Source organism: Ventrimonas faecis, from assembly GCF_040096075.1.
GTDB classification, from domain to species: domain Bacteria; phylum Bacillota; class Clostridia; order Lachnospirales; family Lachnospiraceae; genus Brotaphodocola; species Brotaphodocola faecis.
Genome location: NZ_JBBMFJ010000006.1, coordinates 50,321 through 74,764, shown reverse-complemented (window position 1 = coordinate 74,764; position 24,444 = coordinate 50,321). Strand labels below are relative to the sequence as shown.

Annotated in this window: 26 protein-coding genes; 9 read left to right on the top strand and 17 right to left on the bottom strand. The window is 51.2% G+C overall.

All coding sequences use genetic code 11. The annotated features are described in order from the left end of the window. Nucleotides 1-13: 13 nt before the first annotated feature. Nucleotides 14-178 carry a hypothetical protein gene (locus WMO41_RS04690; protein ID WP_349228766.1) on the top strand — a complete coding sequence of 55 codons (165 nt, stop codon included), beginning with the start codon at nucleotides 14-16 and terminating at the stop codon, nucleotides 176-178. A gap of 18 nt (nucleotides 179-196) precedes the next feature. Further along, entirely contained in the window at nucleotides 197-1,561 is a 1,365-nt protein-coding gene (locus WMO41_RS04685) for an MATE family efflux transporter (RefSeq protein WP_349228765.1), read from the top strand. Nucleotides 1,562-1,637: 76 nt separating this feature from the next. On the opposite strand, the gene WMO41_RS04680 is transcribed toward WMO41_RS04685, so the two are convergent. The 6 genes from WMO41_RS04680 to WMO41_RS04655 all read right to left on the bottom strand — a co-directional run bounded on the left by WMO41_RS04680 (nucleotide 1,638) and on the right by WMO41_RS04655 (nucleotide 7,679). Further along, nucleotides 1,638-2,255 carry an MBL fold metallo-hydrolase gene (locus WMO41_RS04680; RefSeq protein WP_349228764.1) on the bottom strand — a complete coding sequence of 206 codons (618 nt, stop codon included), beginning with the start codon at nucleotides 2,253-2,255 and terminating at the stop codon, nucleotides 1,638-1,640. A gap of 33 nt (nucleotides 2,256-2,288) precedes the next feature. Continuing rightward, nucleotides 2,289-3,377 carry a hypothetical protein gene (locus WMO41_RS04675; protein ID WP_349228763.1) on the bottom strand — a complete coding sequence of 363 codons (1,089 nt, stop codon included), beginning with the start codon at nucleotides 3,375-3,377 and terminating at the stop codon, nucleotides 2,289-2,291. A gap of 2 nt (nucleotides 3,378-3,379) precedes the next feature. Continuing rightward, complete coding sequence (gene yhdJ / locus WMO41_RS04670) at nucleotides 3,380-4,351, bottom strand: adenine-specific DNA-methyltransferase (RefSeq protein WP_349228762.1); 972 nt, start codon at nucleotides 4,349-4,351, stop codon at nucleotides 3,380-3,382. Between the two features lie 138 nt (nucleotides 4,352-4,489). Beyond that, the gene (locus tag WMO41_RS04665) at nucleotides 4,490-5,995 is read right to left on the bottom strand and encodes a tripartite tricarboxylate transporter permease (protein WP_349228761.1); all 1,506 of its coding nucleotides are present in this window, start codon (nucleotides 5,993-5,995) and stop codon (nucleotides 4,490-4,492) included. A 16-nt stretch (nucleotides 5,996-6,011) separates the two neighbouring features. Further along, nucleotides 6,012-6,473, bottom strand: a complete 462-nt coding sequence (locus tag WMO41_RS04660; RefSeq protein WP_494338426.1) for a hypothetical protein — start codon at nucleotides 6,471-6,473, stop codon at nucleotides 6,012-6,014. Between the two features lie 84 nt (nucleotides 6,474-6,557). Then, the gene (locus WMO41_RS04655) at nucleotides 6,558-7,679 is read right to left on the bottom strand and encodes a Bug family tripartite tricarboxylate transporter substrate binding protein (protein ID WP_349228759.1); all 1,122 of its coding nucleotides are present in this window, start codon (nucleotides 7,677-7,679) and stop codon (nucleotides 6,558-6,560) included. 292 nt (nucleotides 7,680-7,971) lie between these two features. On the opposite strand from WMO41_RS04655, the gene WMO41_RS04650 reads away from it, so the two are divergent. Both WMO41_RS04650 and WMO41_RS04645 read left to right on the top strand, forming a co-directional pair. Further along, nucleotides 7,972-8,499 (top strand): shikimate kinase, encoded by a 528-nt coding sequence (locus tag WMO41_RS04650; RefSeq protein WP_349228758.1) that lies wholly within the window; start codon nucleotides 7,972-7,974, stop codon nucleotides 8,497-8,499. Between the two features lie 160 nt (nucleotides 8,500-8,659). Next, nucleotides 8,660-9,688 carry a 3-deoxy-7-phosphoheptulonate synthase gene (locus tag WMO41_RS04645; RefSeq protein ID WP_349228757.1) on the top strand — a complete coding sequence of 343 codons (1,029 nt, stop codon included), beginning with the start codon at nucleotides 8,660-8,662 and terminating at the stop codon, nucleotides 9,686-9,688. 91 nt (nucleotides 9,689-9,779) lie between these two features. Here WMO41_RS04645 and WMO41_RS04640 read toward each other — a convergent pair whose 3' ends face one another. The 7 genes from WMO41_RS04640 to WMO41_RS04610 all read right to left on the bottom strand — a co-directional run bounded on the left by WMO41_RS04640 (nucleotide 9,780) and on the right by WMO41_RS04610 (nucleotide 15,313). Continuing rightward, a complete protein-coding gene (locus tag WMO41_RS04640; protein WP_349228756.1) occupies nucleotides 9,780-10,787 on the bottom strand; it encodes an NAD(P)-dependent oxidoreductase in 1,008 nt (335 codons plus the stop codon). Nucleotides 10,788-10,843: 56 nt separating this feature from the next. Further along, nucleotides 10,844-11,890 carry a polysaccharide deacetylase family protein gene (locus tag WMO41_RS04635; protein WP_349228755.1) on the bottom strand — a complete coding sequence of 349 codons (1,047 nt, stop codon included), beginning with the start codon at nucleotides 11,888-11,890 and terminating at the stop codon, nucleotides 10,844-10,846. Between the two features lie 154 nt (nucleotides 11,891-12,044). Then, nucleotides 12,045-12,764, bottom strand: coding sequence for a PHP domain-containing protein (locus tag WMO41_RS04630; protein WP_494338427.1), 720 nt, complete (start codon nucleotides 12,762-12,764; stop codon nucleotides 12,045-12,047). Between the two features lie 64 nt (nucleotides 12,765-12,828). Next, nucleotides 12,829-13,179 (bottom strand): hypothetical protein, encoded by a 351-nt coding sequence (locus tag WMO41_RS04625; protein ID WP_349228753.1) that lies wholly within the window; start codon nucleotides 13,177-13,179, stop codon nucleotides 12,829-12,831. Next, nucleotides 13,176-14,465, bottom strand: a complete 1,290-nt coding sequence (locus WMO41_RS04620; RefSeq protein ID WP_349228752.1) for a [Fe-Fe] hydrogenase large subunit C-terminal domain-containing protein — start codon at nucleotides 14,463-14,465, stop codon at nucleotides 13,176-13,178. The genes WMO41_RS04625 and WMO41_RS04620 overlap by 4 nt, the downstream gene beginning before the upstream one ends. Before the next feature lie 75 nt (nucleotides 14,466-14,540). Continuing rightward, nucleotides 14,541-14,966: an ATP-binding protein gene (locus WMO41_RS04615; protein ID WP_349228751.1), complete on the bottom strand. Its 426-nt coding sequence runs from the start codon at nucleotides 14,964-14,966 to the stop codon at nucleotides 14,541-14,543. Further along, entirely contained in the window at nucleotides 14,966-15,313 is a 348-nt protein-coding gene (locus tag WMO41_RS04610; RefSeq protein ID WP_349228750.1) for a DRTGG domain-containing protein, read from the bottom strand. The genes WMO41_RS04615 and WMO41_RS04610 overlap by 1 nt, the downstream gene beginning before the upstream one ends. Nucleotides 15,314-15,572: 259 nt before the next feature. On the opposite strand from WMO41_RS04610, the gene WMO41_RS04605 reads away from it, so the two are divergent. The 5 genes from WMO41_RS04605 to WMO41_RS04585 all read left to right on the top strand — a co-directional run bounded on the left by WMO41_RS04605 (nucleotide 15,573) and on the right by WMO41_RS04585 (nucleotide 20,677). Beyond that, a complete protein-coding gene (locus tag WMO41_RS04605) occupies nucleotides 15,573-16,067 on the top strand; it encodes an NAD(P)H-dependent oxidoreductase subunit E (protein WP_177292853.1) in 495 nt (164 codons plus the stop codon). Between the two features lie 3 nt (nucleotides 16,068-16,070). After that, nucleotides 16,071-16,628 (top strand): ATP-binding protein, encoded by a 558-nt coding sequence (locus WMO41_RS04600; protein ID WP_349228749.1) that lies wholly within the window; start codon nucleotides 16,071-16,073, stop codon nucleotides 16,626-16,628. A gap of 107 nt (nucleotides 16,629-16,735) precedes the next feature. After that, nucleotides 16,736-17,113 carry a (2Fe-2S) ferredoxin domain-containing protein gene (locus tag WMO41_RS04595; RefSeq protein WP_349228748.1) on the top strand — a complete coding sequence of 126 codons (378 nt, stop codon included), beginning with the start codon at nucleotides 16,736-16,738 and terminating at the stop codon, nucleotides 17,111-17,113. Between the two features lie 12 nt (nucleotides 17,114-17,125). Next, nucleotides 17,126-18,913 carry an NADH-quinone oxidoreductase subunit NuoF gene (nuoF, locus tag WMO41_RS04590; protein ID WP_349228747.1) on the top strand — a complete coding sequence of 596 codons (1,788 nt, stop codon included), beginning with the start codon at nucleotides 17,126-17,128 and terminating at the stop codon, nucleotides 18,911-18,913. A 15-nt stretch (nucleotides 18,914-18,928) separates the two neighbouring features. After that, complete coding sequence (locus tag WMO41_RS04585) at nucleotides 18,929-20,677, top strand: NADH-dependent [FeFe] hydrogenase, group A6 (RefSeq protein WP_349228746.1); 1,749 nt, start codon at nucleotides 18,929-18,931, stop codon at nucleotides 20,675-20,677. Nucleotides 20,678-20,773: 96 nt separating this feature from the next. Here the strand turns inward: WMO41_RS04585 and WMO41_RS04580 are convergent, their stop codons facing one another. The 4 genes from WMO41_RS04580 to WMO41_RS04565 all read right to left on the bottom strand — a co-directional run bounded on the left by WMO41_RS04580 (nucleotide 20,774) and on the right by WMO41_RS04565 (nucleotide 24,430). After that, complete coding sequence (locus tag WMO41_RS04580) at nucleotides 20,774-21,349, bottom strand: peptidylprolyl isomerase (RefSeq protein WP_349228745.1); 576 nt, start codon at nucleotides 21,347-21,349, stop codon at nucleotides 20,774-20,776. Nucleotides 21,350-21,364: 15 nt separating this feature from the next. Next, nucleotides 21,365-22,441: a M24 family metallopeptidase gene (locus WMO41_RS04575; protein WP_349228744.1), complete on the bottom strand. Its 1,077-nt coding sequence runs from the start codon at nucleotides 22,439-22,441 to the stop codon at nucleotides 21,365-21,367. Between the two features lie 133 nt (nucleotides 22,442-22,574). Next, entirely contained in the window at nucleotides 22,575-23,411 is an 837-nt protein-coding gene (locus WMO41_RS04570) for an ABC transporter permease (protein ID WP_349228743.1), read from the bottom strand. Next, nucleotides 23,411-24,430 (bottom strand): ABC transporter permease, encoded by a 1,020-nt coding sequence (locus tag WMO41_RS04565; RefSeq protein WP_349228742.1) that lies wholly within the window; start codon nucleotides 24,428-24,430, stop codon nucleotides 23,411-23,413. The genes WMO41_RS04570 and WMO41_RS04565 overlap by 1 nt, the downstream gene beginning before the upstream one ends. Nucleotides 24,431-24,444 lie beyond the last annotated feature (14 nt).

Sequence of the window (24,444 nt, the reverse complement as noted above, 5' to 3'; positions counted from 1 at the left end):
TGCGAAAAACGGCATGCCGGAGGCAAACAAACTAATTGAAAAACTCTTGGACGCCCGGAAACGCATGGATATCCTGACCTGCATCAAAAAGAAAGATTCCAAAAAGGCCAGAAAAGAGATGGAACAGCACATTGAACGGAGTATGGATAACATTCTGAAGAATTTCAAATTTCGATAAAACAGGGGTTAAAAACACATGGAACGAGACAGTGCACAGGAACAATATGACAAAATGACAAAAACACCGGTTCACCAGCTGGTGCTACGGCTGGGGCTTCCCACCACCGTCAGCATGCTGGTGACCAGCATCTACAACATGGCTGACACCTTTTTCGTCAGCCAGCTTGGAACCAGCGTCAGTGGTGCCACCGGCGTGGTATTCGCACTGATGGCCATCATCAACGCCTTCGGATTTATGTTCGGACACGGCGCGGGAAGCAATATCAGCCGGAAGCTGGGCGCCCACGATGTGGAGAGTGCCCGCGTATTCGCCTCCACCAGCTTCTTTCTGTCATTGCTGGCCGGGTCCGTCATTGGCGCGTTTGGCTTTTTATTTCACGCACCCTTCATGCGGCTTCTGGGCAGCACGGATTCTATTCTGCCCCACGCCATCGAATACAGTACCTGGATCCTTATTGCGGCTCCGGCCATGGCCTCCAGCTGTGTCATGAACAACATTCTCCGGTATGAGGGCAAGGCATTTTTCGCCATGCTGGGACTGGCTTCCGGCGGCATCCTCAACATCTTCGGGGATATGTTCCTGATTTTCGGGCTGAACCTGGGCGTGCGGGGCGCCGGAATCTCCACCGCGGTCTCCCAGTACATCAGCATGGCCATTCTCATCAGCCCGTTTCTCAGAAGAAAGGTACAGAGCCGCATCCACATCCGCTATGTGACCCGCAGCTTTGCCGATGTAAAAAACATCATCACCACAGGTTTCCCAAGCCTCATGCGCCAGGGCCTCAACAGCATTTCCGTGATGATCTTAAACCAGTGCTCTGCCCCTTATGGCGATGCCGCCATTGCGGCCATGAGCATTGTAACAAGAATCATCATGTTCCTGTTCTGTATTGCCCTCGGCATTGGCCAGGGTTTCCAGCCGGTCAGCGCCTTCAACTACGGCGCGAAAAAATACAGCCGCGTGCGGGAAGCCTTCTGGTTCAGCATCCGCAGCAGTCTCATTGTCATGAGCATTTCCGCCCTGGTCGGAATCGTGTTTGCGGCTCCCATCGTGCGTATGTTCCGGGATGACCCGACAGTCATCACCATCGGCATCACTGCCCTGCGGATTCAGTGCTTTGCCCTGTTCTGCATGCCATTCTCCCTGTGCGGAAATATGATGTTCCAGAGTATCGGGCAAAGTGGAAAAGCGACGTTTCTCTCCATGATCCGAAGCGGACTGATCTTCATCCCGGTCCTGTGGATTCTCAGCCAAACCATGGGACTTCTCGGCATCCAGACGGCCCAAACAATCGCAGATGCGGTTGCCGCAGCCATCACACTGCCAATGGTAGTGAAATTCTTCCGCGCCATGCCAGAGGATGTAGCGGACGCACAATAAAAATTTATTCCCGTACAGAAAATGCCAGGTGGCGTCAATTCAGCGCCCCTGGCATTTTCGTTACTTTATAATATTGCTATTTCAGCTTCAGCACTGCCACCTGCTGCAGCATCTCCCCATTCAGTTCGATGGAATTTCCCGCATACTCTACAACGCAGTCGCAAAGATTCGTGAACTCATCCAGGGTTCCGATGACATCGTAGCCAAAATCTGCCCCGCGGTAGTGCATGGGAATGGTAACCCGCGGCTGAATCTGATCGATAAGGACTTTGGCCTGCTTTGCATCGATGGTGTAGAAGCCGCCCACCGGGATCATCACCGCGTCCAGCCCTTTTAACTGCTCAATCTGCTCCGGCTCCAGTTCGCATCCAAGATCTCCCAGATGAGCCACGCGGTAGGTTCCGTCATCGAAAATACGAATGCAGTTTTCGCCTCGTTTTGCGCCCTGCACCTCGTCATGCCAGGTATGAATTTCCGTGATGGTAAATGGTGACGGTGTCTGGTCCTGTTTCAGAGTCACAACCGCTCTTGCATTATGATCTTTATGCTCGTGACTGCAGAATACCGCGTCTGCGGTCTCCCGCACCGGCGCAAGTCCCGGCACATAGTCATCCTCATACGGATCCAGAATCACTGTGTATCCGTTCGATTCCATCTTAAAGCAGGAATGTCCAAGCCATGTAAGTTTCATCATATCCTCCTCACAAAAAATATTTTTTCTGCTTACTTAATTTTCATCATCAGCATCCAGGTTCATTTCTAACCTATAATAAATATCGATATCCCGAATAATACCATCAATATCTTCATTGCCTAAATCATCCATCCACTCATGCAGTTCATTGATTGTTATGATTTCCTCTATTGCATTTCTGTAGCGCTTTTGTATAATTTCCATGCCATTTGCACGAGCTTCAATATATTCTTCCAGCTCCTTCTTAACTTTATCTTTTGAATCTTGCGTCTTAATTACAAAAGTTACTGGATAATGCATAACTTTATCTATGTCCAAAAGATACTTGTCATAATTATTCACTTCCGTAACCTGAAAGAATCGTCCAACAGGCCGCATAACAAAATCAATTCCGCCGTCATTTGCATTGGTTCTCCCTGTTTTATACAATTGAAGCCGTTCTTCCTTCACATCATCACGCGTATAGCCAAAATAAACTTTGATATTTTTATAATGATTTTTTAATATCGCATAGCTGATAATTTCAAAAATCCTTGCCTCTGCATCTTCCGAAAGCAGTTTTTGAATCTGTGCTTTTTTATCGGTATAATTTGTAAGCATATGAATGTTTTCCAGAATTTGAAGAAGCATATGATCTTTCGCAGCCAGAAGATCTATGTATTTTTCTATAATTCTACAGCAGGTTTTACTAATATCGATATTTCTCACATATAAATAGTCAATATGAAGTAAGTATTTTCCATTATCAACCACAATTAACAAGTTGACTGTGGATGGAAACTTGTTTTTAAATTCTGCGTTCACGCGTGAATTTAATGCGTGATTTTGTAATTTGCTTCCACCATACAATCCACGATAATAGTTAAACAAATGCATATAATCATAACCGTCAAACTTGCGATATTGATCTGGTTTATTATAAAAATCTGCCTTATAATAATGCAAAATGGAATAAATGGCATAAATATTCGCCAGACTTCTTCTTGTCTTGCTGTTTCCATGAACAGCTTTCATTTTTTTGTCCAGATACTGTAACAATAAACTCCCGTCATAGATTTCCTGATAATCATCCGGAAAATCTTCCTTCAAAATTTGCAATATAAATGGCTCTGTTATTCTCATTTTTATCCCCTGACATACTTTGATTTTGCATTTGTCTTACGCTTTTTTTCTTTTACAAGTGTTTTCCCGTTATATTCTTCAGCTACTCCCGTTCTCCGCAGTCCTATCTCAAAATACTCTTCATTCATATCAATGCCTATACCAATCCGGCCCAAACGGGCAGCAACTGCAGATGTAGTAAAGGAACCTGCAAATGGATCTAACACAATATCCCCTTCATTCGATGAAGCTTTAATGATTCGTTCAAGCAATGCTTCTGGTTTCTGCGTTGGATGATTTTCGTATTCCTCCATTTTAAATCTCACGCGATTGAAATTCCAAACATTTCCAGGAACCTTTTGTGTATTATACGGCTGAGGTGGATTTTTTCTATAATCGATCAATTTTCTCCTTGCTCCTGTTTTTGCCTCCACTAAAATATCCTGATAGTTAAATGTATAGGATGATTTGGATGATTTATTTATCATCAAAATAGGTTCGTATAAAGATCCATATATTCTTTTCGATTGTACCCCAGAACTGTCATAGGACCAAATAATACGGGACAAAACATTGTAATGCTCAGACACATAAACATCAAGATATGGCATATGCTGTGTTGCCGTCATAAAATACATAGTTCCTGTATCGCATAAAATGCGCAGGCACTCATCAATCCATGATCTGCACCAGCTAATATAAGATTGAACATTATCCCATTTATCCTGGTTATTGCCAAAATCTTTGCCTATATTATAAGGCGCATCTGCAAAGATAAGATTCACAGAATTACTTTTTATCTGTTTCATTACCTCCAGACTATCGCCTAGTATCACCATAGAATTTTCATTGTGAAGTTCTTCCAGTCCTGTCCTGTCTGTAAATAATGTTTCAAATTGATATGGTTCCCTTTCTATAACCGGAAGTGAATTTTCCACTACAGCTTCTACTAAGTGAAAATCATCAAGTGTCATTTGATGAATCATTTTTTTCATACTTTTATTCTACTTTCTTTTTCATTGCCCTGAATGCGACATCTTCCTTAAGCATTATATCATAAGCATATCAGTCTAACCATAAAAAATCAGCATATCATCCATTTTGGATCATATGCTGATCTTTCATTTCACAAATCATTTCTTTTTCTCTTTTTTAAACATCCCCGTCAGCTTCTCCATATATGGCTTCGTCCACGGAATATTGCCAAGCAGCACCCAGGCAATGCAGATCACCAGAAGAATGGTCTGCCAGTGTCCGAAGGTAGACATGAGCGGGTGGTCGGATGAGGAAGCCAGGGACACGGCCTGACGGAAATTGGAATCCATCATCTGTCCCAGTACCATAGCCAGAATCAGCGGTGCTACCGGATAATCGAACCGGCGCATCAAAAAGCCGATCAGGCCAAACAGGAACATCAGCGCCACGTCAAACAGGCGGTTGTTGCAGGAAAAGGAGCCAATCACGCAAAGGCTGGTTACCACCGGGATCATGACATTTTTCGGAATAGTGATCACACGGCTGATATGCGGTGCCACCAAAAGTCCCAGAAGGAGCAGCGCAAAGCAGGCAATGATACCGGCCACCAGAATGGCGTGAAACGCTTCCGGATTCTTGCGGATAAACATCGGGCCCGGCTGCAGTCCGTGTACATAGAACACGGAAAGAATAATAGCCGTAACCGCGTCACCCGGAACAGCCAGGGTCAGCATCGGGATCAGCGCACCGCCAATGCAGGCGTTGTTGGAGGACTCGCTGGCCATGATGCCTTCCACCGCACCCTCGCCAAAGGGCACATCCGGATTCTTCACAATACGCTTTGCCTCATTGTAGGCAATGAAGGACGCCACCGGACCGCCCGCGCCCGGCAGGGCACCCACCAGCATTCCGATAGTGGAAGTGTAAAGAGACAGCTTCCAGTGCTTTAGCACTTCCTTTAAACTGACCTTTGTTTTCTCCATAGTCAGGACGTTCTGCTCCTGGCCCATATTGTATACAACACTTAAGACTTCCGCGAAACCAAAGAATCCAACCAGGGCCGGAACGGTGCTGATGCCGCCCGCCAGATTCTGAATGCCAAAGGTCAGGCGCTTGGTGCCCATGAGCGGGTCCAGGCCGATCATACTGATGACAAGGCCGATCATAACGCTAACAAGGCCCTTCGCATAATTTCTGGTGCTGACAGAGCCAACGGTCACCAGACCAAACAGCGCCAGCAGAAAGTAATCCATCTTGGTGAACTTGATCGCAATGGCGGATACCGGCTGCGCCAGAAGTCCCAGGGCAATAAAGCCGAATACGCTTCCCAGGAAGGAATAAATGGTTGCGGTGAACAGTGCCTTATAAGACTGTCCTTTTTTAGACATCGGGTAGCCGTCCAGCGTGGTTACCACGGAAGACGGAGCGCCCGGAATATTGATCAGGATTGCGGAAACCGCGCCGGAGAACACGCCGACCACATACACGCCCATGATCATGGCCAGAGCATCAGAGTGATCCCAGGTATAGGTGATGGAAACTAAAAGCGCCGTTGCCATGGATACGGAAAGGCCCGGAATGGCACCGACAAACAGTCCTGCCACAGATCCCAGAAGGACCATCAGGAGGAACCGCAGATCTACGATCGATAACATTTCTAACATCGGTTTTTTCTCCTTTCTATGGCAGCATCACATGCAGGCATGTGCGGAACGCAATACTCAAAAACAGGGAAGTGCACACCGGCACCAGAATCAGCACTGACACCTTCCGCACACCCATGAATGCCATCATGGCAATCAGGAATACCACGGTTGCCACCTCAAAAATAGAGATGGTAATGCTGAAGGATAAAATACCGATGGTGACGCGCGGGATGGATACCTCGCCCAGCACCAGATAATACAGCACGCAAAGAATCAGGACCACAAGAACCGAAAGCAGTTTGCTGCGCGTTTTCACAGTATCCTGTACCGGCTGCCCGGCAGCTTTCTGCGCTGTTCCGGCTGCGGCCCGCTTCATCTCCAGGACACCCTGACCCATGATCCAGACAGAAAGTCCGATCAGAGCCGCCCCTACGAGGGTCGGGAACAGATACGGAGACTGGCTCCAGGCTTTATTAAACGATTTTGCATAGGACATAAGAGAATACGAGAGCAGCAAAATGCCGCTCCCGCAAAATAAGATACCCTCTGCAATTAACGAAGATACTTTGTTTTTCATGGATTACTCCTCAATTCTCGCAATACCGAACTCTTCCGGGCTCTTCTCTGCTACACCGTTATCGTACTGCAACCAGCAGATGACAGATTTCCAGTTATCGTAGAATTCTTTGATGGATGCCTCGTCGGTGTATTTCTCAAATACCGGATCTGCTGCGTTCTGTTTTACAAAATCAGTCCACTCCGGATCTGCGAATACTTTCTTGGTAGCTGCCTTTAATACATCCACAACCTCCTGCGGGGTGTCATTGTTTACAACAAAGCTTAACAGGGTATACGGAATGTTTAAGTATTTCTCGGATTCCGGAACCACCTCGGTGAAGGACGGGATATCCGGGTACGCTTCCATTCTCTCATTGGAGAATACTGCTAACGGTTTTACATCACCGCTCTCAATGTAACCGCCCAGAGTGGAGATGTTCGGGTTGGTGAAATCTACCTGTCCGCCGATAACGCCAAGCAGGGCATCGTTGCCGGAATCGAAGCTGGTCATTGCGACATCGTAGCCAAGCTCTTTTAATACAAGTCCCTGATTGTGGCCGCTTCCGCCAGGGCCGGAATGAGACATGGTTACTTTTCCAGGATTTGCCTTGATGTCATCCAGCAGTTCTTCCAGGGTGTTGTACTTGGAATCCTTGCCGACTACCAGTACCTTTGGGTCACCAACTAACGGAGAGATAACGGTAAAGTCCTCATAATCCAGGTCACAGATGTTCATGGTGCGATAAGTACCCATGGTCTCTGCGCAGACTAACAGGGTGTAGCCGTCAGACGGCTGCTCCTTTACGGACTGGCAGCCAATAGAACCGGATGCGCCGCCCTGGTTGGTAACGGTGATAGACTGGCCTAAATATTTCTCAAGAAGGGCTGCAAGCTTTCTGCCCCACACATCGGTGGTACCGCCTGCGCCGTAAGGAATGATCATGTTGATCGGTTTGGTCGGATAATCTGCAGTTGCAACCAGATCGCTGTCTGCTGCCTCACTGCTCTCTGCTGCTTCTGCCGCAGTTGTCTCTGCCGCAGACTCTTCTGCCTTCGTGGTCTCGGATGTGGATACGGAAACGCTGCATGCCGTCATGGACAGGCACATTGCGGCTGCCGTAGCCAGTGCAATGATTTTTCTCATAAGTTACTACGCTCCTCTTTTTATTTTGTTACGTTCTTCCCCACAGCACGGTGTCCTCCGGATACGTACAGAACATATATCCGCGCCATGCAGTGCCAGATTCGATTATAGCACAGGAGAATGCCGGATTCAACAAAAGCTTTGTCGAGTTAAAGCTTTAAACTATAATAGTTAGTTATAGCAGTTATTCGTTCGCGTTCTCAAAACTTCAGACAGAATCCGGGGGATTGTATTCTTTCCATAAAAATGTTATGATTTTTCATGACTCTAAAACAAAGCGAGGAATCGTGTCATGATAACAAAACCGGTTTTTCTGTGCGGCTATACCAGCAGCGGAAAAACAACTGTGGGAAAGGAACTGGCAAAACAGCTTGGCGTCCCTTTCTTTGATACCGACAAACTGTTAGAACAGCAAGCCGGACAGACGCCCCAGCAAGTCTTTGCAGAAAAGGGAGAATCTTATTTCCGGGATCTGGAACATGAGATTGCCCTGCAGACTGCCGACTATCCCCCCTGCGTCATCTCTACGGGCGGCGGCATGCTGACCTCAGAGCGCAATGGAACACTGCTCTCTCAGGCAGGAACCATTGTCTACTTAAACCGGCCATTTGAAGCCTGTTACCGCAGTCTCATGCAGAACCCAGACCGGCCGCTCATCAAAAACAATACCAAAGAGGAGCTGCGGGAACGCTACGAAAAACGCGCGGTTTCTTACCGGACTTATGCAGACTTTACGGTAAAAAATGACCGCACACCACAACTGACCGCGCAGCGGATTATGGAATTCCTGAAAGCGAAACAAACCACAAAGCAGACATGATATCCACATCTGGCTGATTTTGGGCTTGCATTTTTGTCTCGGACATACTATAATACGCTTTAACGCGTCAACGTGTGAATTCATCCGCACGGTCATGATAACAAACGAACTGCCGCACAGCCTGTTGCGGCGCATTATTTACAAAACGAGGAGAACAATTATGGCATTCGAATTCATAAACAAGCTGCCGACCCCGGCAGAGATCAAAGAGCAGTTCCCGCTTCCGGCGGAGTTCGTAGCTCGCAAAGCAGAACGTGATGAAGAAGTAAAAAAAGTCATCAGCGGAGAAAGTGATAAGTTCCTGGTACTCATCGGACCGTGTTCCGCAGATAACGAAGACGCAGTTTTGGATTACACCAGCCGCCTGATCGATGTTCAGGAAAAGACCAAAGACCGTCTTGTCATTGTACCGCGTGTCTACACCAACAAACCGCGTACCACCGGTGACGGCTACAAGGGCATGCTCCATCAGCCGGATCCGGAGAAGCGTCCGAGCATGGCTGAGGGTCTTCACGCCATCCGCCATCTGCACATGCGCGTCTTAAAAGAGACCGGTTTCTCCACCGCAGACGAGATGCTCTACCCGGACAACGTCAGCTACTTAGATGATATCATGTCCTACATCGCAGTCGGTGCCCGCTCCGTAGAGAACCAGCAGCATCGTCTGGTATCCAGCGGCTGTCACGTTCCGGTCGGCATGAAAAACCCGACCAGCGGCGACTTATCCGTTATGATGAACTCCGTTCAGGCCGGCCAGCACAGCCACGAATTCATTATGCGTGACTGGGAGGTAAAAACCGACGGAAACCCGTACACCCACACCATCCTGCGCGGCGCAGTCAGCAAGCACGGCCAGTGCCTGCCAAACTACCATTACGAGGATCTGATGCTGCTCCACGAATTATACGCAAAACGTGACCTCATCAATCCGGCCTGCATCGTGGATGCCAACCACTCCAACTCCAACAAGCAGTACATGGAACAGATCCGCATTGTCAAGGAGATCCTGCACAGCCGCAGACACTCCGCAGACTTAAACAAACTTGTCAAGGGCGTTATGATTGAAAGCTACATTGAGCCGGGCAACCAGAAGATCGGCGAGCACTGCTACGGCAAATCCATCACGGATCCATGCCTTGGCTGGGAGGATTCCGAGCGTCTGCTGTACGAAATTGCAGAGCAGGTATAATATCAGCAAAATGCAAAAAGATTCGGAAGAAGCTATGATCTCATGGCCTCTCCCGAATCTTTTTTATTCTTTTGCATGTTCTGACTCTGACTTATCCCAGGTTCAGTTCCTTCTGATTCACAATATGTCCCGGTGTTTCTCCTCCGGAAATTTTCTCAATATCTTCCCAGATCATCGCATAACCGCGGCGAAAGCTGCTGCCTGTGATGCCGCCGATATGCGGACTGAATAAGATCTTTTCTTTTATTTCCTGCGGCCAGGAAAGGATCAGATGATCCTTCTGCACCGGTTCATGATCCAGCGTATCCAGTCCGGCCATGCCAATGGTTCCGTTCTCCAGAGCTTCACGCAGCGCCTCATCGTCCACCAGTTCCCCTCTAGAAGTATTGATGAAATAGCTTCCCTTCCGGCACTTTGCGAAAAACTCACGGTTACACATTCCCATGGTTTCTCCGGTTACCGGAACGTGAAGGCTTAACATATCACAGGTCTTCAGCAATTCATCCATCGGAAGATACTGCACCTGATACCGGGCTTCCTCCTCCGCATCCAGACGGTGACGTTTCGTGTAATACACCGTCACACCAAAGGCATGCAGCATATCCGCCGTTGCTTTGCCGATGGCCCCAAAACCAATCAGGCCGACCTTGCAGTCTGCCAGTTCCTTCAGGCTTCCGGCTCCCATGTAGCCCATCTTGACTTCCATCTGGCGGCCATCCCGCACAGCCCGGTCACCGAAAACCACGTTTTTGACTACACCAAGCATCAGAAGAAGGGTCTGCTCCGCCACTGCCCTTGCGTTCATGCCTGCGCAGTTGCAGACGTAAATGCCGCGCCTTCCGGCTGCTGCCAGATCAATTTTATTGAATGCGACACCTTCTGAATGAACCATTTTCAAGGCCGGAAGTTTTTCCATCAGCCCTTCGGAGATTTCTGTGATTGCGTCTACAATGATCACCTCGGCGTCCGGTGCCATCTGCGCATATGCGTCATCCGTCAGTCCCAGCGGTGCGTTCACTACCTCCGCGGTTTCCGTGAAGGGTGTCTTAGCTGTGTAATTCTCCACATTTTTTTCATTTCCGATATGCAGTATCTTCATAATATGTCAGACCTCATTTCCCGTACTACCCGAATCTTTCGTTTTATCTGCTGTGTTCAGTTAAAACTGGAATACAGCTTTCCTGCCTCCAGTGTCTTTCCTTTTGCTGCCGCCATCTGGCTTACAGTCACCATCTGGAATCCTCGGTTATGCAGTTCCGGCACAATGCGAGCGACCGCGTCTCCGGTTGCGCCGTAAAGTTCATGCATCAGGATGATGTCTCCGTCTTTTACATGATTTAACACGGCTGCCACCGTCTTATCTGCGTTTCTGGTCTTCCAGTCCAGAGTATCAACATTCCACTGGATCATCGGCATACCAGCATTTGCCACAACCATAGAGTTATGGTTTCCTCCCGGAAGCCGAAGCAGGGTCGGACGTACGCCGCAGGCTGCCTGGATAGCATCGTTTCCCTGATTTACCTGAGCCTGGATCTGGGCTGCGCCAAGCTTCTGCAGATATTTGTGATTCATGGTATGATTGGCTACCTCATGGCCTTCCGCCACCATACGCTGCACTTCTGTTTTATAAGAGCCGACACGCTCACCTACCATAAAGAAGGTTGCCTTGCCTCCATACTGGGCCAGACAGTCCATAATGCGGTTTCCGACAGACGGCTGCGGGCCGTCATCAAAAGTCAGGGCCACCATCGGTTTTGACGGATCAATGCCGCCTGTGCTCTGGGCTGTGGACTGCTGGGTGCCTGCCGCCTGGGCTGCTTCCTGTGCCGCAAGCTCTTCCGGCGTGACCGGGTCCACCGGCTCACTCTTGATACCGCCCGGGCCCTCCGGAATGCCGGTCACCTCGCCGTTCGATGTGGGAGCGCCGCTGCCACTGTTGCCGCTTCCCGGTGCGTTCTGGCCCTGACCGGAAACGACCGTCGGTGACTGTGCCGCAACTGCCGTTTCGGAGGATGCCGGATCCTGGCTGCTGCCCGGCGCCTGAGTCACAGTTTCCTGCGCCTGCTGCTCCCCTGCAGTCTGTGTACCTTCCGTTCCAGGGGCACCAGCCCCCGCTACGATCACCGGAGCCGCGTAAACCGGCTGCGCGGTAAACAAAAATGCCAGTGCGGCACCTACTGTCATCCATTTTCTGTACTTCATAATAGACTCTCCTTTTTCCGAAATTCCCCTCTAATTTTCTGGTTGATTTCTAATCTCTATCTTAATCGAAATGATAGCATTCCGCAAGCACTGAAAAAAGGCATCCTGCGAATCCGCAGAATGCCCCTGGCAAAAATTGAATCTCACTATAACATTATTCTCCCTTCAGATACCCAATCACCGCCGCTGCACTTTTCTCCCGCACCTTCAGCTTCCACTCTGCCTCATGGATATGCTCCAGATAGTGGGCATCGGAATCGCAAATGATGCGGCACTGTTCAAGATAGGGATTGCTCTTTTTCAATTTCGATAATGCTGCCATGTCGTGCAGCTCTGCCGTCCGGAATTTACTCTCCGGAGGCACAAAGCCCAGATTGGAAATGAGGCTGTTGGCGTTTTTGTCGATGTGGGCCGGGATCATAACACCGCCGTACTGCCCGGCTACTATATCCCACAATTCATCAAAAGAAAGTTCTGTGCTGTTGATCAGCAGGTTCGGCTCCGTGCCGATGCAGATATCTTCCTCGTTCATGATCTGCTGCTTTCCAAAAATCTCTTCCCGGTTTGGAAATTTCATGAGTTTTTCGTAAACGAACCGGTCAAATTCCATCGCCGCGGAAAGTTCCGGGAACAGGCAGACCGCGTGGACTTCCTCCACGGTCGTCAGCTCCATGCCCGGTATGGCAAGCACACCGTACTGCCTGGCCAGCTTCATCACCGCGGGACAGTTGCGGCAGGAGTTGTGGTCCGTCACCGCAATCACATCCAGGCCTTTGATGGCCGACATCCCCACAATATTTCCCGGAGTCATGTCGTCATCCCCGCAAGGAGAAAGGCAGGAATGGATGTGCAGGTCATAACTTAATTCCACAATTTCCTGGCGGTCCGGCTGCAGGTCCTCATGTTCCTGTCCCAAGTCCCGCTGCATAGCATTTCGTTTACACTCCATGCGCTTCTCCCTGCATCTGCTGCCACACCCACAGCGCCGCCTCAAACACCGGCTCCTCGGTGGCCAGCACCATGATATCCTGCTGCTCTGCCTTTTTCCCGGCGGTCTCATCCAGCGCAGCGCCTTCTGCCAGAATGATGCAGGCGGCATCTGCCAGCGTTGCAACCGCCAGCGTATTCATGTTCCCCATGACCGTGACCCAGGCACAGCCCGCCGGGGCTTTTCCCATGGCCACGCTTAAGAGATCACAGCAGAACGGGGTTGTAATTTCCCGATCCGGGTCCTCCCCCGCGTGGATCACCTGAAATTTTCCACTGTCCAGAAGTTCTTTTACCTTCACGTTTGTCCTCCTTTTTCCTGCTCCAGCAGCCGCCGGATCCGCTCCTTCATAATATAAACACAGTCCTCTTCCTTCGCCTCGCCCCGGGCGATATCCTCCGCCAGCGCTTTGCAGGACGGCGCGCCGCAGGCTCCGCAGTCCAGGCCAGGAAGCTGCTTGCTTAAGGCTTCAATCCGGCTTAACCGCACAAAACTCTCCAGCATAGTCTCACCCAGATTGTAGACCGGCTCATACTCCACGCTCTCAGTCCATGTCATCAGTTTCTCTGCTTTTTCCTCTGTTTCCGCATCCATGTGGCTTCTTGCCACCGGCATGTACTTGCGCAGATGCTTCAGTTTAACTTCGGCCACATAGGGATTTTCCACCGTCAGCACACCGCCCACGCAGCCGCCGCTGCAGGCATCCAGCTCCACAAATTTCAGATTGGTAAACTTCTGGTCCTCCATATCTTCCAGAACCCGGATCACATTCTCGATACCATCCGCCGCCAGATAGCTCTCCGTAAAAAGTCCGCCTGCCTCGCCGCCGCTGTGCCCCCAGCTGATGCCGATCTTGCCGGAAATGCTGATATTCTCCGGGTCTTCGTCTACCTGCTTCATATATTTCAAGAGCTGTGGGTACACATCCTTAATGGCAAGCACACAGTCAATTTCACTTTTTTCCGTTCCAATCGGTGATCTCGCGTAAGTCACCTTGGACGGGCACGGAGAGATAAAGCAGATGCCGATGTCCTCTCTGGGAAGCCCCGTCTTTTCCATAGCCCTTTTCACGGCCAGGCCAGCCGCCACCTCCACCGGCGGATTTAAGGGAAGCAGATGCGGGATCAGGTTTGGAAACCGCACTCGGATGAGCCGCACCACGCTGGGACACGCCGTGCTGATCAGAGGCAGCTGTTCCTCATGCTCCGTCAGATATGCGCGGGTAGTCTCGCTGACCAGCTCCGCTGCCGCACTTACCTCAAATACATCGTCAAAACCCATGAGCAAAAGCGCATGGAGCACGATGTTGATGTCGTCCAGGTTGTTAAACTGGCTGTATAACGAAGGAGCCGGAAGCGCCACCTTGTAGCGGAAGCGTTCCATTTCCTCCATCTGGTCATAGACTGCGTGTTTTGCGTGATGGGGGCATACCCGGATGCACTCGCCGCAGTCAATACAGAATTTTTTGTTGATCCGGGCTTTGCCATCCTGCACGCGGATTGCCTGGGTGGGACAGCGCTTCAGACAGTTGATACAGCCTTTGCATAATTCCTCATCCAGCCGCACGGAATGGTAAAACTTATCCATACCGCCTTTCACCTCCAAATGTCATTTCCTGGTGCCTGGGAATTCCGGCTTTCGCCAGCCCAGTCCCATACATACTCACATCAGATTCACTTCCATCGTGATCTTCGTGCCTACACCAAGTTTGGTCTCTATCTTCATGTCATCGGTATATTTTTTCATATTCGGCAGGCCCATTCCGGCCCCGAATCCAAGATTTCGCACTTCATCCGGCGCTGTGGAATAACCGGCCTGCATGGCAAGATCAATATCCGGGATGCCCGGTCCCACATCGTCCAGGACCATCCGCACCTTTTCCGGTGTAATTTCCACCGTAATTTCTCCTCCATTTGCGTGAATCACCATGTTGATCTCGCCCTCATACATGGCAATGGCTACCTTGCGCACGGCCTCCGGACTGATGCCAAGCTGCTTTAATTTCCCCTTTACATCGCTGCTGGCTTCCCCTGCCCGGGTAAAATCATCGGCCGAAACATGATACTGTAGTACGATCGCGTTTTCCATCAGACTGCACCTCCACCAAGTCCTGCGCTGTAGAGCATGCCGCAGGTAGAGAACATCCGGTGTCCCGTTTCCATGACAATCAATTCACGTTCTTTTGCCATAGTAAGAATGGTTTCATCCGGATGTTTTCTCCGTACAAAGATCACACAGACAATGTCTAACATCTCCGCCGTGCGGATCACCTGCGGATTGCAAAGCCCTGTGATCAGAACCGAATGATCCTTGGAAAAGGCCAGCACATCGCTCATCATGTCGGATGCGCAGGCACTTGTGATCTCGCGGTCCAGAAATTCTTCCCCTGTAAGCACCCGGGCACCGATGATCTTCTGAACATCTCTTGCTGTCATAGGCAGATTCCCCCTGTCATAAAATAAATGAAACATGGCTTTCGCATTATTGGTTGAGCCATTTTTACCGTTACTAATTTCGTCATACTTTTGTCAAACCATACAGTTTTATAGGGTAATGATAACATTATTTCTGTTCATAATCAACAAAAACATTTATTGTGTCTTTAAATTAACGGAGAAAAAATGTAGATTTTTTCTCGTCTTCATGTTAATATATTATAAGTATTTTACAAACGCAATAAAGAGGAGGGTTCACATGGCTTGTAAAAAAGAGACGGTTCCTTTCAGCGGAACACCGGAGCAGGAAGCTGCGCTGAAAAAGGTGATCGCGGAACTGAAGGACACCAAAGGCGCGCTCATGCCGATCATGCAGCAGGCACAGGACATTTACGGCTACCTGCCAATTGAAGTCCAGACTATGATTTCCGATGAAACCGGAATCCCGTTAGAGAAAATCTACGGCGTTTCCACATTCTACTCCCAGTTCGCGCTGCAGCCCAAGGGCAAGTACCAGATTTCCGTATGCCTCGGTACTGCCTGCTATGTAAAGGGCTCCGGCGCCATCTTTTCCAAACTGGAGGAGCTTCTTGGCATCACCAACGGAGAATGCACCCCGGACGGACGTTTCTCGCTGGATTCCTGCCGCTGTGTCGGCGCCTGCGGACTGGCCCCCGTCATGATGATCAACGACGAAGTTTACGGACGGCTCACCCCGGACGACATTCCTGGCATTCTTGCCAAATACAATTAGCCTATGATGCCGGAAATTTCTTTAAACATCCTTGACGTAGCAGAAAATTCCACCCGCGCCAACGCATCCCTGGTGCAGATTACGGTAGATGTACAGCCGAATGCGGACAGACTCACTGTCATTATCACGGATGACGGCTGCGGCATGACAAAAGAACAGGTTGAACGGGTCACCGACCCCTTCTACACCAGCCGCACCACAAGAAAGGTAGGCCTGGGTGTTCCGTTTTTCAAGTTCGCTGCCGAAAGTACCGGCGGAAGCTTTTCCATCGAATCGGAACCCGGAAAAGGAACCACGGTCACAGCCATCTTTACGCTGAACCACATAGACCGGATGCCCCTTGGCGATATGACCGCCACCATCCACACCCTGATCCAGGGCCACCCGGACACCGATTTTCTCTACGTTTACCGCTGCAGCGAAAAGGAATTTTCCCTGGATACCCGCGAAATGCGCGCCATTTTAGGAGACGTTCCTTTTAACACACCTGAAATTTCCAGTTACATCAAAGACTATCTGACCGAAAACAAACTCGAAACCGACGGAGGAACCGTTTACTGACCATTTTCCATGACTGCAGGATCTGCGCTGTTTTCCAGCACAGTATTTCATGCCAGAAGCCGGAAGGCGAACAGAAACCACCGTCAGAACAGGAGGACGAACATAACATGAAAAGTCTTGAAGAATTAAGAGCGATCCGCGAGAGAATGCAGAGTCAGGTCAGCATGCGTGCGGAAGACCACACCCACACCCGCGTTGTGGTCGGCATGGCTACCTGTGGCATCGCCAGCGGTGCCAGACCGGTTTTAAACGCCCTTTCCACTCTGGTTCAGGAGAAGGGCCTGACCGGTAAAATTTCCGTTACCCAGACCGGCTGCATCGGCCTTTGCCAGTACGAGCCTATTGTAGAGGTCATGGAACCGGGCAAACCGAAGGTCACCTACATCAAAATGAATGCGGACAAGGCTGCCGAAATAGTAGAACGCCATCTCATCGGCGGACACATTGTCGAAGAATATACCTTAAATTCTGCAGATCTGAAATAAGGAGGACAACAGATGTATCGTTCACATGTATTGGTTTGCGGCGGAACAGGCTGTACCTCCTCCGGAAGCCAGCAGATTATGGAAACCTTAAAAGAAGAAATCAAAAAAGCCGGACTGGAATCGGAAGTCTCTGTAGTCCAGACCGGATGCCACGGTCTCTGCGCCCTGGGCCCGATCATGATCGTGTACCCGGACGCAAGCTTCTACTCCATGGTCAAGATAGAAGACATTCCTGAGATTGTTCAGGAGCATTTATTAAAAGGACGTGTCGTTACCAGACTCCTCTATCAGGAGACGGTTACCCCGGCTGGCGTAAAAGCCCTAATCGACACCAACTTCTATAAAAAGCAGCACCGCATTGCCCTGCGCAACTGTGGTATCATCAACCCGGAAGTCATTGAAGAGTACATCGGAACCGGCGGCTACCAGGCTCTGGGCAAGGTTCTCACCGAGATGACCCCAGACGACGTCATCCAGTGCCTGATGGATTCCGGCCTGCGCGGACGCGGCGGCGGCGGATTCCCCACCGGTCTCAAATGGAAGCTGGCCAAGCAGAACGACGCGGACCAGAAATACGTCTGCTGTAACGCCGACGAGGGTGATCCGGGCGCATTCATGGACCGCTCCGTCTTGGAGGGCGATCCCCACGCAGTCCTGGAGGCTATGGCCATTGCCGGTTACGCCATCGGCGCAAACCAGGGCTACATCTATGTGCGCGCGGAGTATCCGATTGCGGTAGAGCGTCTGAAAATTGCCATTAACCAGGCCCGCGAGATGGAGCTTTTAGGAAAAGACATCTTCGGCAGCGGCTTTGATTTCGATATCGACCTGCGTCTGGGCGCAGGAGCCTTCGTCTGCGGCGAGGAAACCGCCCTCATGACCTCCATCGAGGGCAACCGCGGTGAGCCAAGACCGCGTCCTCCGTTCCCGGCACAGAAAGGCTTATTTGGCAAACCGACCATTTTAAATAACGTAGAGACCTACGCGAACATCCCGCAGATCATCTTAAACGGTCCGGAGTGGTTCGCATCCATGGGTACCGAGAAATCCAAAGGCACCAAGGTATTCGCACTGGGCGGCAAGATCCATAACACCGGCCTGGTGGAGATTCCGATGGGTACCACCCTCCGCGAAGTCATTGAGGAGATCGGCGGCGGCATCCCGAACGGCAAGAAGTTTAAGGCAGCCCAGACCGGCGGCCCGTCCGGCGGATGTATCCCGGCAGAGCATTTCGATATCCCGATCGACTACGACAACCTCATCTCCATCGGTTCCATGATGGGCTCCGGCGGCCTCATTGTTATGGATGAGACCGACTGTATGGTAGACATTGCGAAATTCTTCCTGGAATTCACCGTGGAAGAATCCTGCGGTAAGTGTACCCCGTGCCGCATCGGCACCAAGCGCATGTTGGAGATCCTTACCAAGATCACCAAGGGCACCGCTACCATGGAAGACCTCGATAAGCTGGAAGAGCTCTGCTACTACGTGAAAGAGAACTCTGCCTGCGGCCTTGGCCAGACGGCTCCGAACCCGGTTCTCTCCACCCTCCGCTACTTCCGCGATGAGTACGAGGCCCACATCAAAGAGAAACGCTGCCCGGCAGGTGTCTGCAAGGCACTGCTCTCCTACCACATCGATGCAGACAAGTGTAAGGGCTGTACCCTGTGCGCAAGAAACTGCCCGGTTGGCGCCATCATCGGCTCCGTCAAGAATCCACACATCATCGACACCGACAAGTGTGTTAAGTGCGGCGCCTGCATGGAGAAATGTAAATTCGGCGCGATCTACAAACAGTAATGGAGGAGAATGGCTATGGAGAATATCACAATTAAAATCAACGGCATGGAAGTCAGTGCCCCGAAAGGCTCCACCATTCTGGAGGCAGCCCGCCTGGCACACATTGAAATCCCGACCCTCTGCTTCTTAAAAGACATCAACGAGATCGGCGCCTGCCGCATCTGTGTTGTGGAAGTAAAAGGCGCAAGAAGCCTGGTGGTTTCCTGCGTATACCCGATCAACGATGGCATGGAAGTCTGGACCAACACCCCGAAGGTGCTGGAATCCCGCAGAAAAACCCTGCAGCTTCTGCTTTCCAACCATGACCGCAAGTGCTTATCCTGCGTCCGCAGCGGAAACTGCGAACTGCAGCAGCTCTGTAAAGAACTCGGTGTTACCGATGAAGGCTATTACGATGGTGAGCGCACTCCGTCCATCATCGACGACAGCGCCGTTCACATGATCCGCGACAACAGCAAGTGTATCCTGTGCCGCCGCTGCTCCGCAGTCTGCGAGAAGGTACAGGGCATCGGCGTCATCGGCGCCAACATGCGCGGCTTTGCCACCTTTATCGGCTCCGCCTTCGATATGGGCCTGGGCGAGACCTCCTGTGTCTCCTGCGGCCAGTGTATCGCAGTCTGCCCGACCGGCGCCCTGCAGGAGAAATCCCAGGTGGACGAGGTTCTGGCAGCCATTGCAGATCCGGACAAACACGTTATCGTGCAGACCGCTCCGGCTGTCCGCGCCGCCTTGGGTGAGGAATTCGGCTACCCGATCGGCACCAACGTACAGGGCAAGATGGCGGCAGCCCTGCGCCGCATCGGCTTTGACAAAGTATTCGACACCAACTTCAGTGCCGACTTAACCATCATGGAAGAGGCTCATGAATTCTTAGACCGCGTGCAGAACGGCGGCGTGCTTCCGCTCATCACCTCCTGCTCCCCGGGCTGGATCAAATACTGTGAGCACTACTTCCCGGATATGACCGAGAACTTATCCAGCTGCAAATCCCCGCAGCAGATGTTCGGCGCCATCGCAAAGTCCTACTACGCAGAGAAGATGCACCTGGATCCGAAGGATATCGTTTCCGTTTCCATCATGCCGTGTACCGCAAAGAAATTTGAGATCCAGAGACCGGATGAAGCTGCAAACGGTGTCCCGGATGTAGACTACTCCTTAACCACCAGGGAACTGGCCCGCATGATCCGCAAGGTCGGCCTGAAATTCAACACCTTACCGGATGAAGAGTATGACGCACCTCTGGGCCTTGGAACCGGCGCAGCCGTGATCTTCGGCGCCACCGGCGGCGTTATGGAGGCAGCACTCCGCACCGCAGTAGAAACCCTGACCGGCGAGGAATTACAGAATCTGGACTTCACCGATGTCCGCGGCATGGAAGGCATCAAGGAAGCTACCTACCTGGTGGCAGGCCTGGAAGTCAAGGTTGCCATCGCCTCCGGCCTTGGAAACGCAAAGAAGCTGCTTGAGAAGGTCAAATCCGGTGAAGCAGACTATCACTTCATCGAGATCATGGGCTGCCCGGGCGGCTGCATCAACGGCGGCGGCCAGCCGCAGCAGCCTGGCTACGTGCGCAACACCGTAGATATCCGCGGCCTGCGCGCCAAAGTCCTCTACGACTCCGACAAGAACAACCCGATCCGCAAATCCCATGAGAATCCGGCCATCAAGGAGCTGTACGCAACCTTCCTCGGAGAACCAGGAAGCCAGAAAGCACATCATCTGTTACATACCACTTATGTGAAGAGAAAAGTGAACGAGATTTAATCTTTCCTATAGCAGGGCGTTTTTTTATCATAATAAAATGCAGCTTCCGGTACCAAACATACTCCGGAAGCTGCATTTTTCAACTCAATTTCTATCTTACTTCGGCCAGCACTTCGGCAATCTCGGATTCTCCACGCGCACCGGTTCCGGGTAACTCTCCCCGAACAGTTCCAGCTCCACATGATCCAGGATCTCCGGCTCTACCGGGCGGTTTACTTCTACGTCAGGAATCGGGAAATCGACCGGAACGGTTGGAACCTTTGCGATCCGCAGAATTTCTTCCATGCCGGAAATAACTTTTCCGAACACTGGATAAATGCCTTTGTGGTCCGGGCAGTCACGCAGCGGGAAGAAGAACTCGCAGCTTGCCAGTCCCGCGTCGCCGTAACCGCCCATGCAGACGCAACCCGGATGGGAATCGAGCGGTGTCACGTCCGGGTTTAAGGCAAACTCGTTCGGGATCAGGTACTGCATTTCCTTATGGCCAAACGCCGTGTAACTCATATCGACCCAGTTGCCCGGCACAATGCGCTCAATGGCATGATGGTCCAGATAGCCGTGGGATGCCGCATAGAGAAAGCTGTTCACGGTATTTGGCGCGGACTCCGGCAGCAGCTCGATCACGATGTCGGCTCCATTTGCCATATGCAGGGTTGCGATTGGATGTTTCATGCTCAAAAGCCCTCCTTACTCAATGATCTGCAGGGTCTTCGGATAGTGGTTCAGCACTTCCACGCCATCCTCAGTTACCAGTACCAGATCCTCCACGCGCACGCCGGTGTCTCCGATTAAGTAAATGCCAGGCTCAATGGAGAAGATCATGCCAGGCTTGGTCTCCCAGGTGTTTGCGGAAGAAACATCGCCAAACTCATGGCAGGACATGCCGATAAAGTGTCCCAGACGGTGGGTAAAGTTTGGGCCCCAGCCTGCATCGGTGATGAGGTCGCGCGCTGCCTTGTCCAGATTGCGGATCTCCACGCCCGGATGAATCTTGCTGATGGCAGTCTCGTTTGCTGCCTTTGCGGTCTCGTAAACCTTGCGGTGCTCGTCGCTGACCGTCTTAAAGTAGAAGGTACGGGTCATATCGGAGCAGTAGCCGTCCTTGATGCAGCCTACATCGAACAGCACGCAGTCACCCGGTTTTACTACGGTGTTATCCGGGGAATGATGCGGGTCTGCCGCATTTGCGCCGAACGCAACCAGCGGTGGGAAGGAATAGCCCTCAGCGCCCAGGCTCAGGTAGATGTCTAACATCTGGTCTGCTACTTCCTGCTCGGTCACGCCCTCATGGATCAGTGCCTTGAACTGTGCCATGGCCTTATCGTTGATGTCGGATGCCACACGCATCTTCTCCTGCTCTTCTGCGTCTTTCACGCCGCGGGTCACATCCACAGCCGGGGAACCATTCACAAAACCTGCAGCCGCCTTCATCTCCATGAGCGGCAGCAAAAAGCGTGCCTTTAAGTCTTTGTCCACGCCGAGAACTGCGTCCTTGTCCAGGTATTTTGCCACGATCTCAGCAACCGGATCGGTGTCGGAGTACCACACCTTCTCCACGCCAACCTCCTGCGGCACATGGAACAGATGATTTAAAAAGTAGACATGATGGCCGTCTGCTTTCAATAATAATGCGTAAAAACGCTCGATCGGCATCATGGAAACACCAGTCAGATAACAGATGGACATTGGGTCCGTGATCAGCATCTGGCTGACTCCCTGCTTCTGCAATTCATCCAGAATGCGTTTTGCTCTTGCTTCGTTCATAGTAAAAACCTCCTCATGTATTATTTACTTTTTCTCAATAAACCGCTACTTGCCAAAAGGGGCGCCTCAGACCGGACAGGTCCTCGACGCCACTTCCATCATACTGTTTCTTTTTGTTTCTGTAAACCAAATTTTAGAACTGGGTGCGTAGCTTCGGATCCAGCAGGTCGCGCAGGCCATCGCCGATGAAGTTCGCGCCCACCGCCATGGTAAAGATCGCAAGGCCCGGGAAACCGGATACCCAGAATTTGTTAAAGTAATCCACACCGTCGGACACCATCATGCCCCACTCCGGAGTAGGCGGCGCGGAACCAAGCCCTAAGAAGCTTAAGGTGGAGAACATCAGGATCTTGTTTCCGATGTCCGTTGTCGCCATAATCAGCACGGAGCTGACGCTGTTTGGGATGATCTCTTTCATCAGAATGCGCATGCGGGACGCTCCAAGCGCCTCTGCCGCATTGACGTACTCATTCTCCTTAACGCTTAAGACCACGCTTCGCATAAGTCTTGCATAAGTCGGCCAGGATACAATGACCAGCGCGAACATGGTATTGAACAGGTTGGAACCCATCACAGCGTTGATGATCATCGCCAGGATCAGGGACGGGAACGACAGGATCATCTCGGAAAAACGCATCATAACGTTGTCGAGCCAGCCGCCAACATAACCTGCCAGCGCGCCGTAAAACGTGCCGATGACACCGGCAATCGTCACGGAGAGGCATCCGGCAAGCAGGGAATACCGTCCGCCGTAGATGACGCGGCTGAAAATGTCGCGTCCAAAGTTATCGGTTCCAAACAGATGCTGGGCCGACGGCGCGTTTAAACGCAGAGTCAGGTCCTGCGCGATCGGATCATACGGCGCAATAACCGGAGCAAAGACAGCCGCAAGGATCCATCCCAGGCAGATCACAATTCCCAGCGTAAACAGGTAATTAGATTTCAGTAATTTTTTCAGGGAATATATCATTAGCTGCACCTCACTCTTGGGTCGATGATTCCGTACAGAATATCTACCACCGTATTAATGATCATGTAATTCAGCGCGATCAGAAGCGCCACGCCGATGATTGCCGGATAATCCGCCGCCATGACGGACTCGTAAGCAAACTGGCCAACACCAGGCCACTTAAAGATCGTCTCAACCAGAACCATGCCGCCGAGCAGGTTTCCAAGACCCAGGCCGATGACGGTCATAACCGGGATCAGCGCATTGCCAAGCGCGTGTCCAATGATGAGCCCCAAGCTGCTCAGGCCCTTCGCTTTTGCAGTACGGATGTAATCAGTTGAGAGCGCATCGAGCAGGTTGGAACGTGTCGTACGGGTAATAAGGCCCATGGTGAATGCCGCCAGCACGATGCTCGGCAGAATCAGATGCCGCACTGCGTCCATCGCCTTTGCGGTGTTGCCCTCTAACAGGCTGTCCAGCACATACATGCCGGTCACGGTCTGGGGCGCGGAAAAGCTGTTGCTTAAGCGTCCCGGTCCCGGGAAAATCTTCAGTTTATAGTAGAAGAAATACAGCATTAACAGGGCAAACCAGAATGCCGGGATGCTAACACCGGTTACGGAGATAGCACGCACAAACTGGTCGATCACGCTGTTTCGGCGAATGGCAGAAATAATACCAAACAGGATGCCGAACAGGGACGCGATTACGATGGAGAACAGAGCAAGCTCCAGCGTTGCCGGATAGCACCGCGCCAGGTCGTCGAGGACCGGCCGGTTCGTGCGGATGGATGTTCCCAGATCAAAATGCAGCAGATCCCGGATATAATAGAAATACTGCACGATCAGGGGCTTATCCAGTCCGTGTCTTGCCCGGTAGGCCGCTACGATCTCCGGGTCATTTAAGGCTCTCTGGCTTAAGTTCGCCACCACCGGGTCGCCCGGGATCATCTTGGTTAAGATGAACACCAGCGTAGCGACACCAAGCAGCATGACGATCAGATAAACCACGCGTTTTCCAATAAATTTCAACTCTCCCATTTGGTATCTTTCCT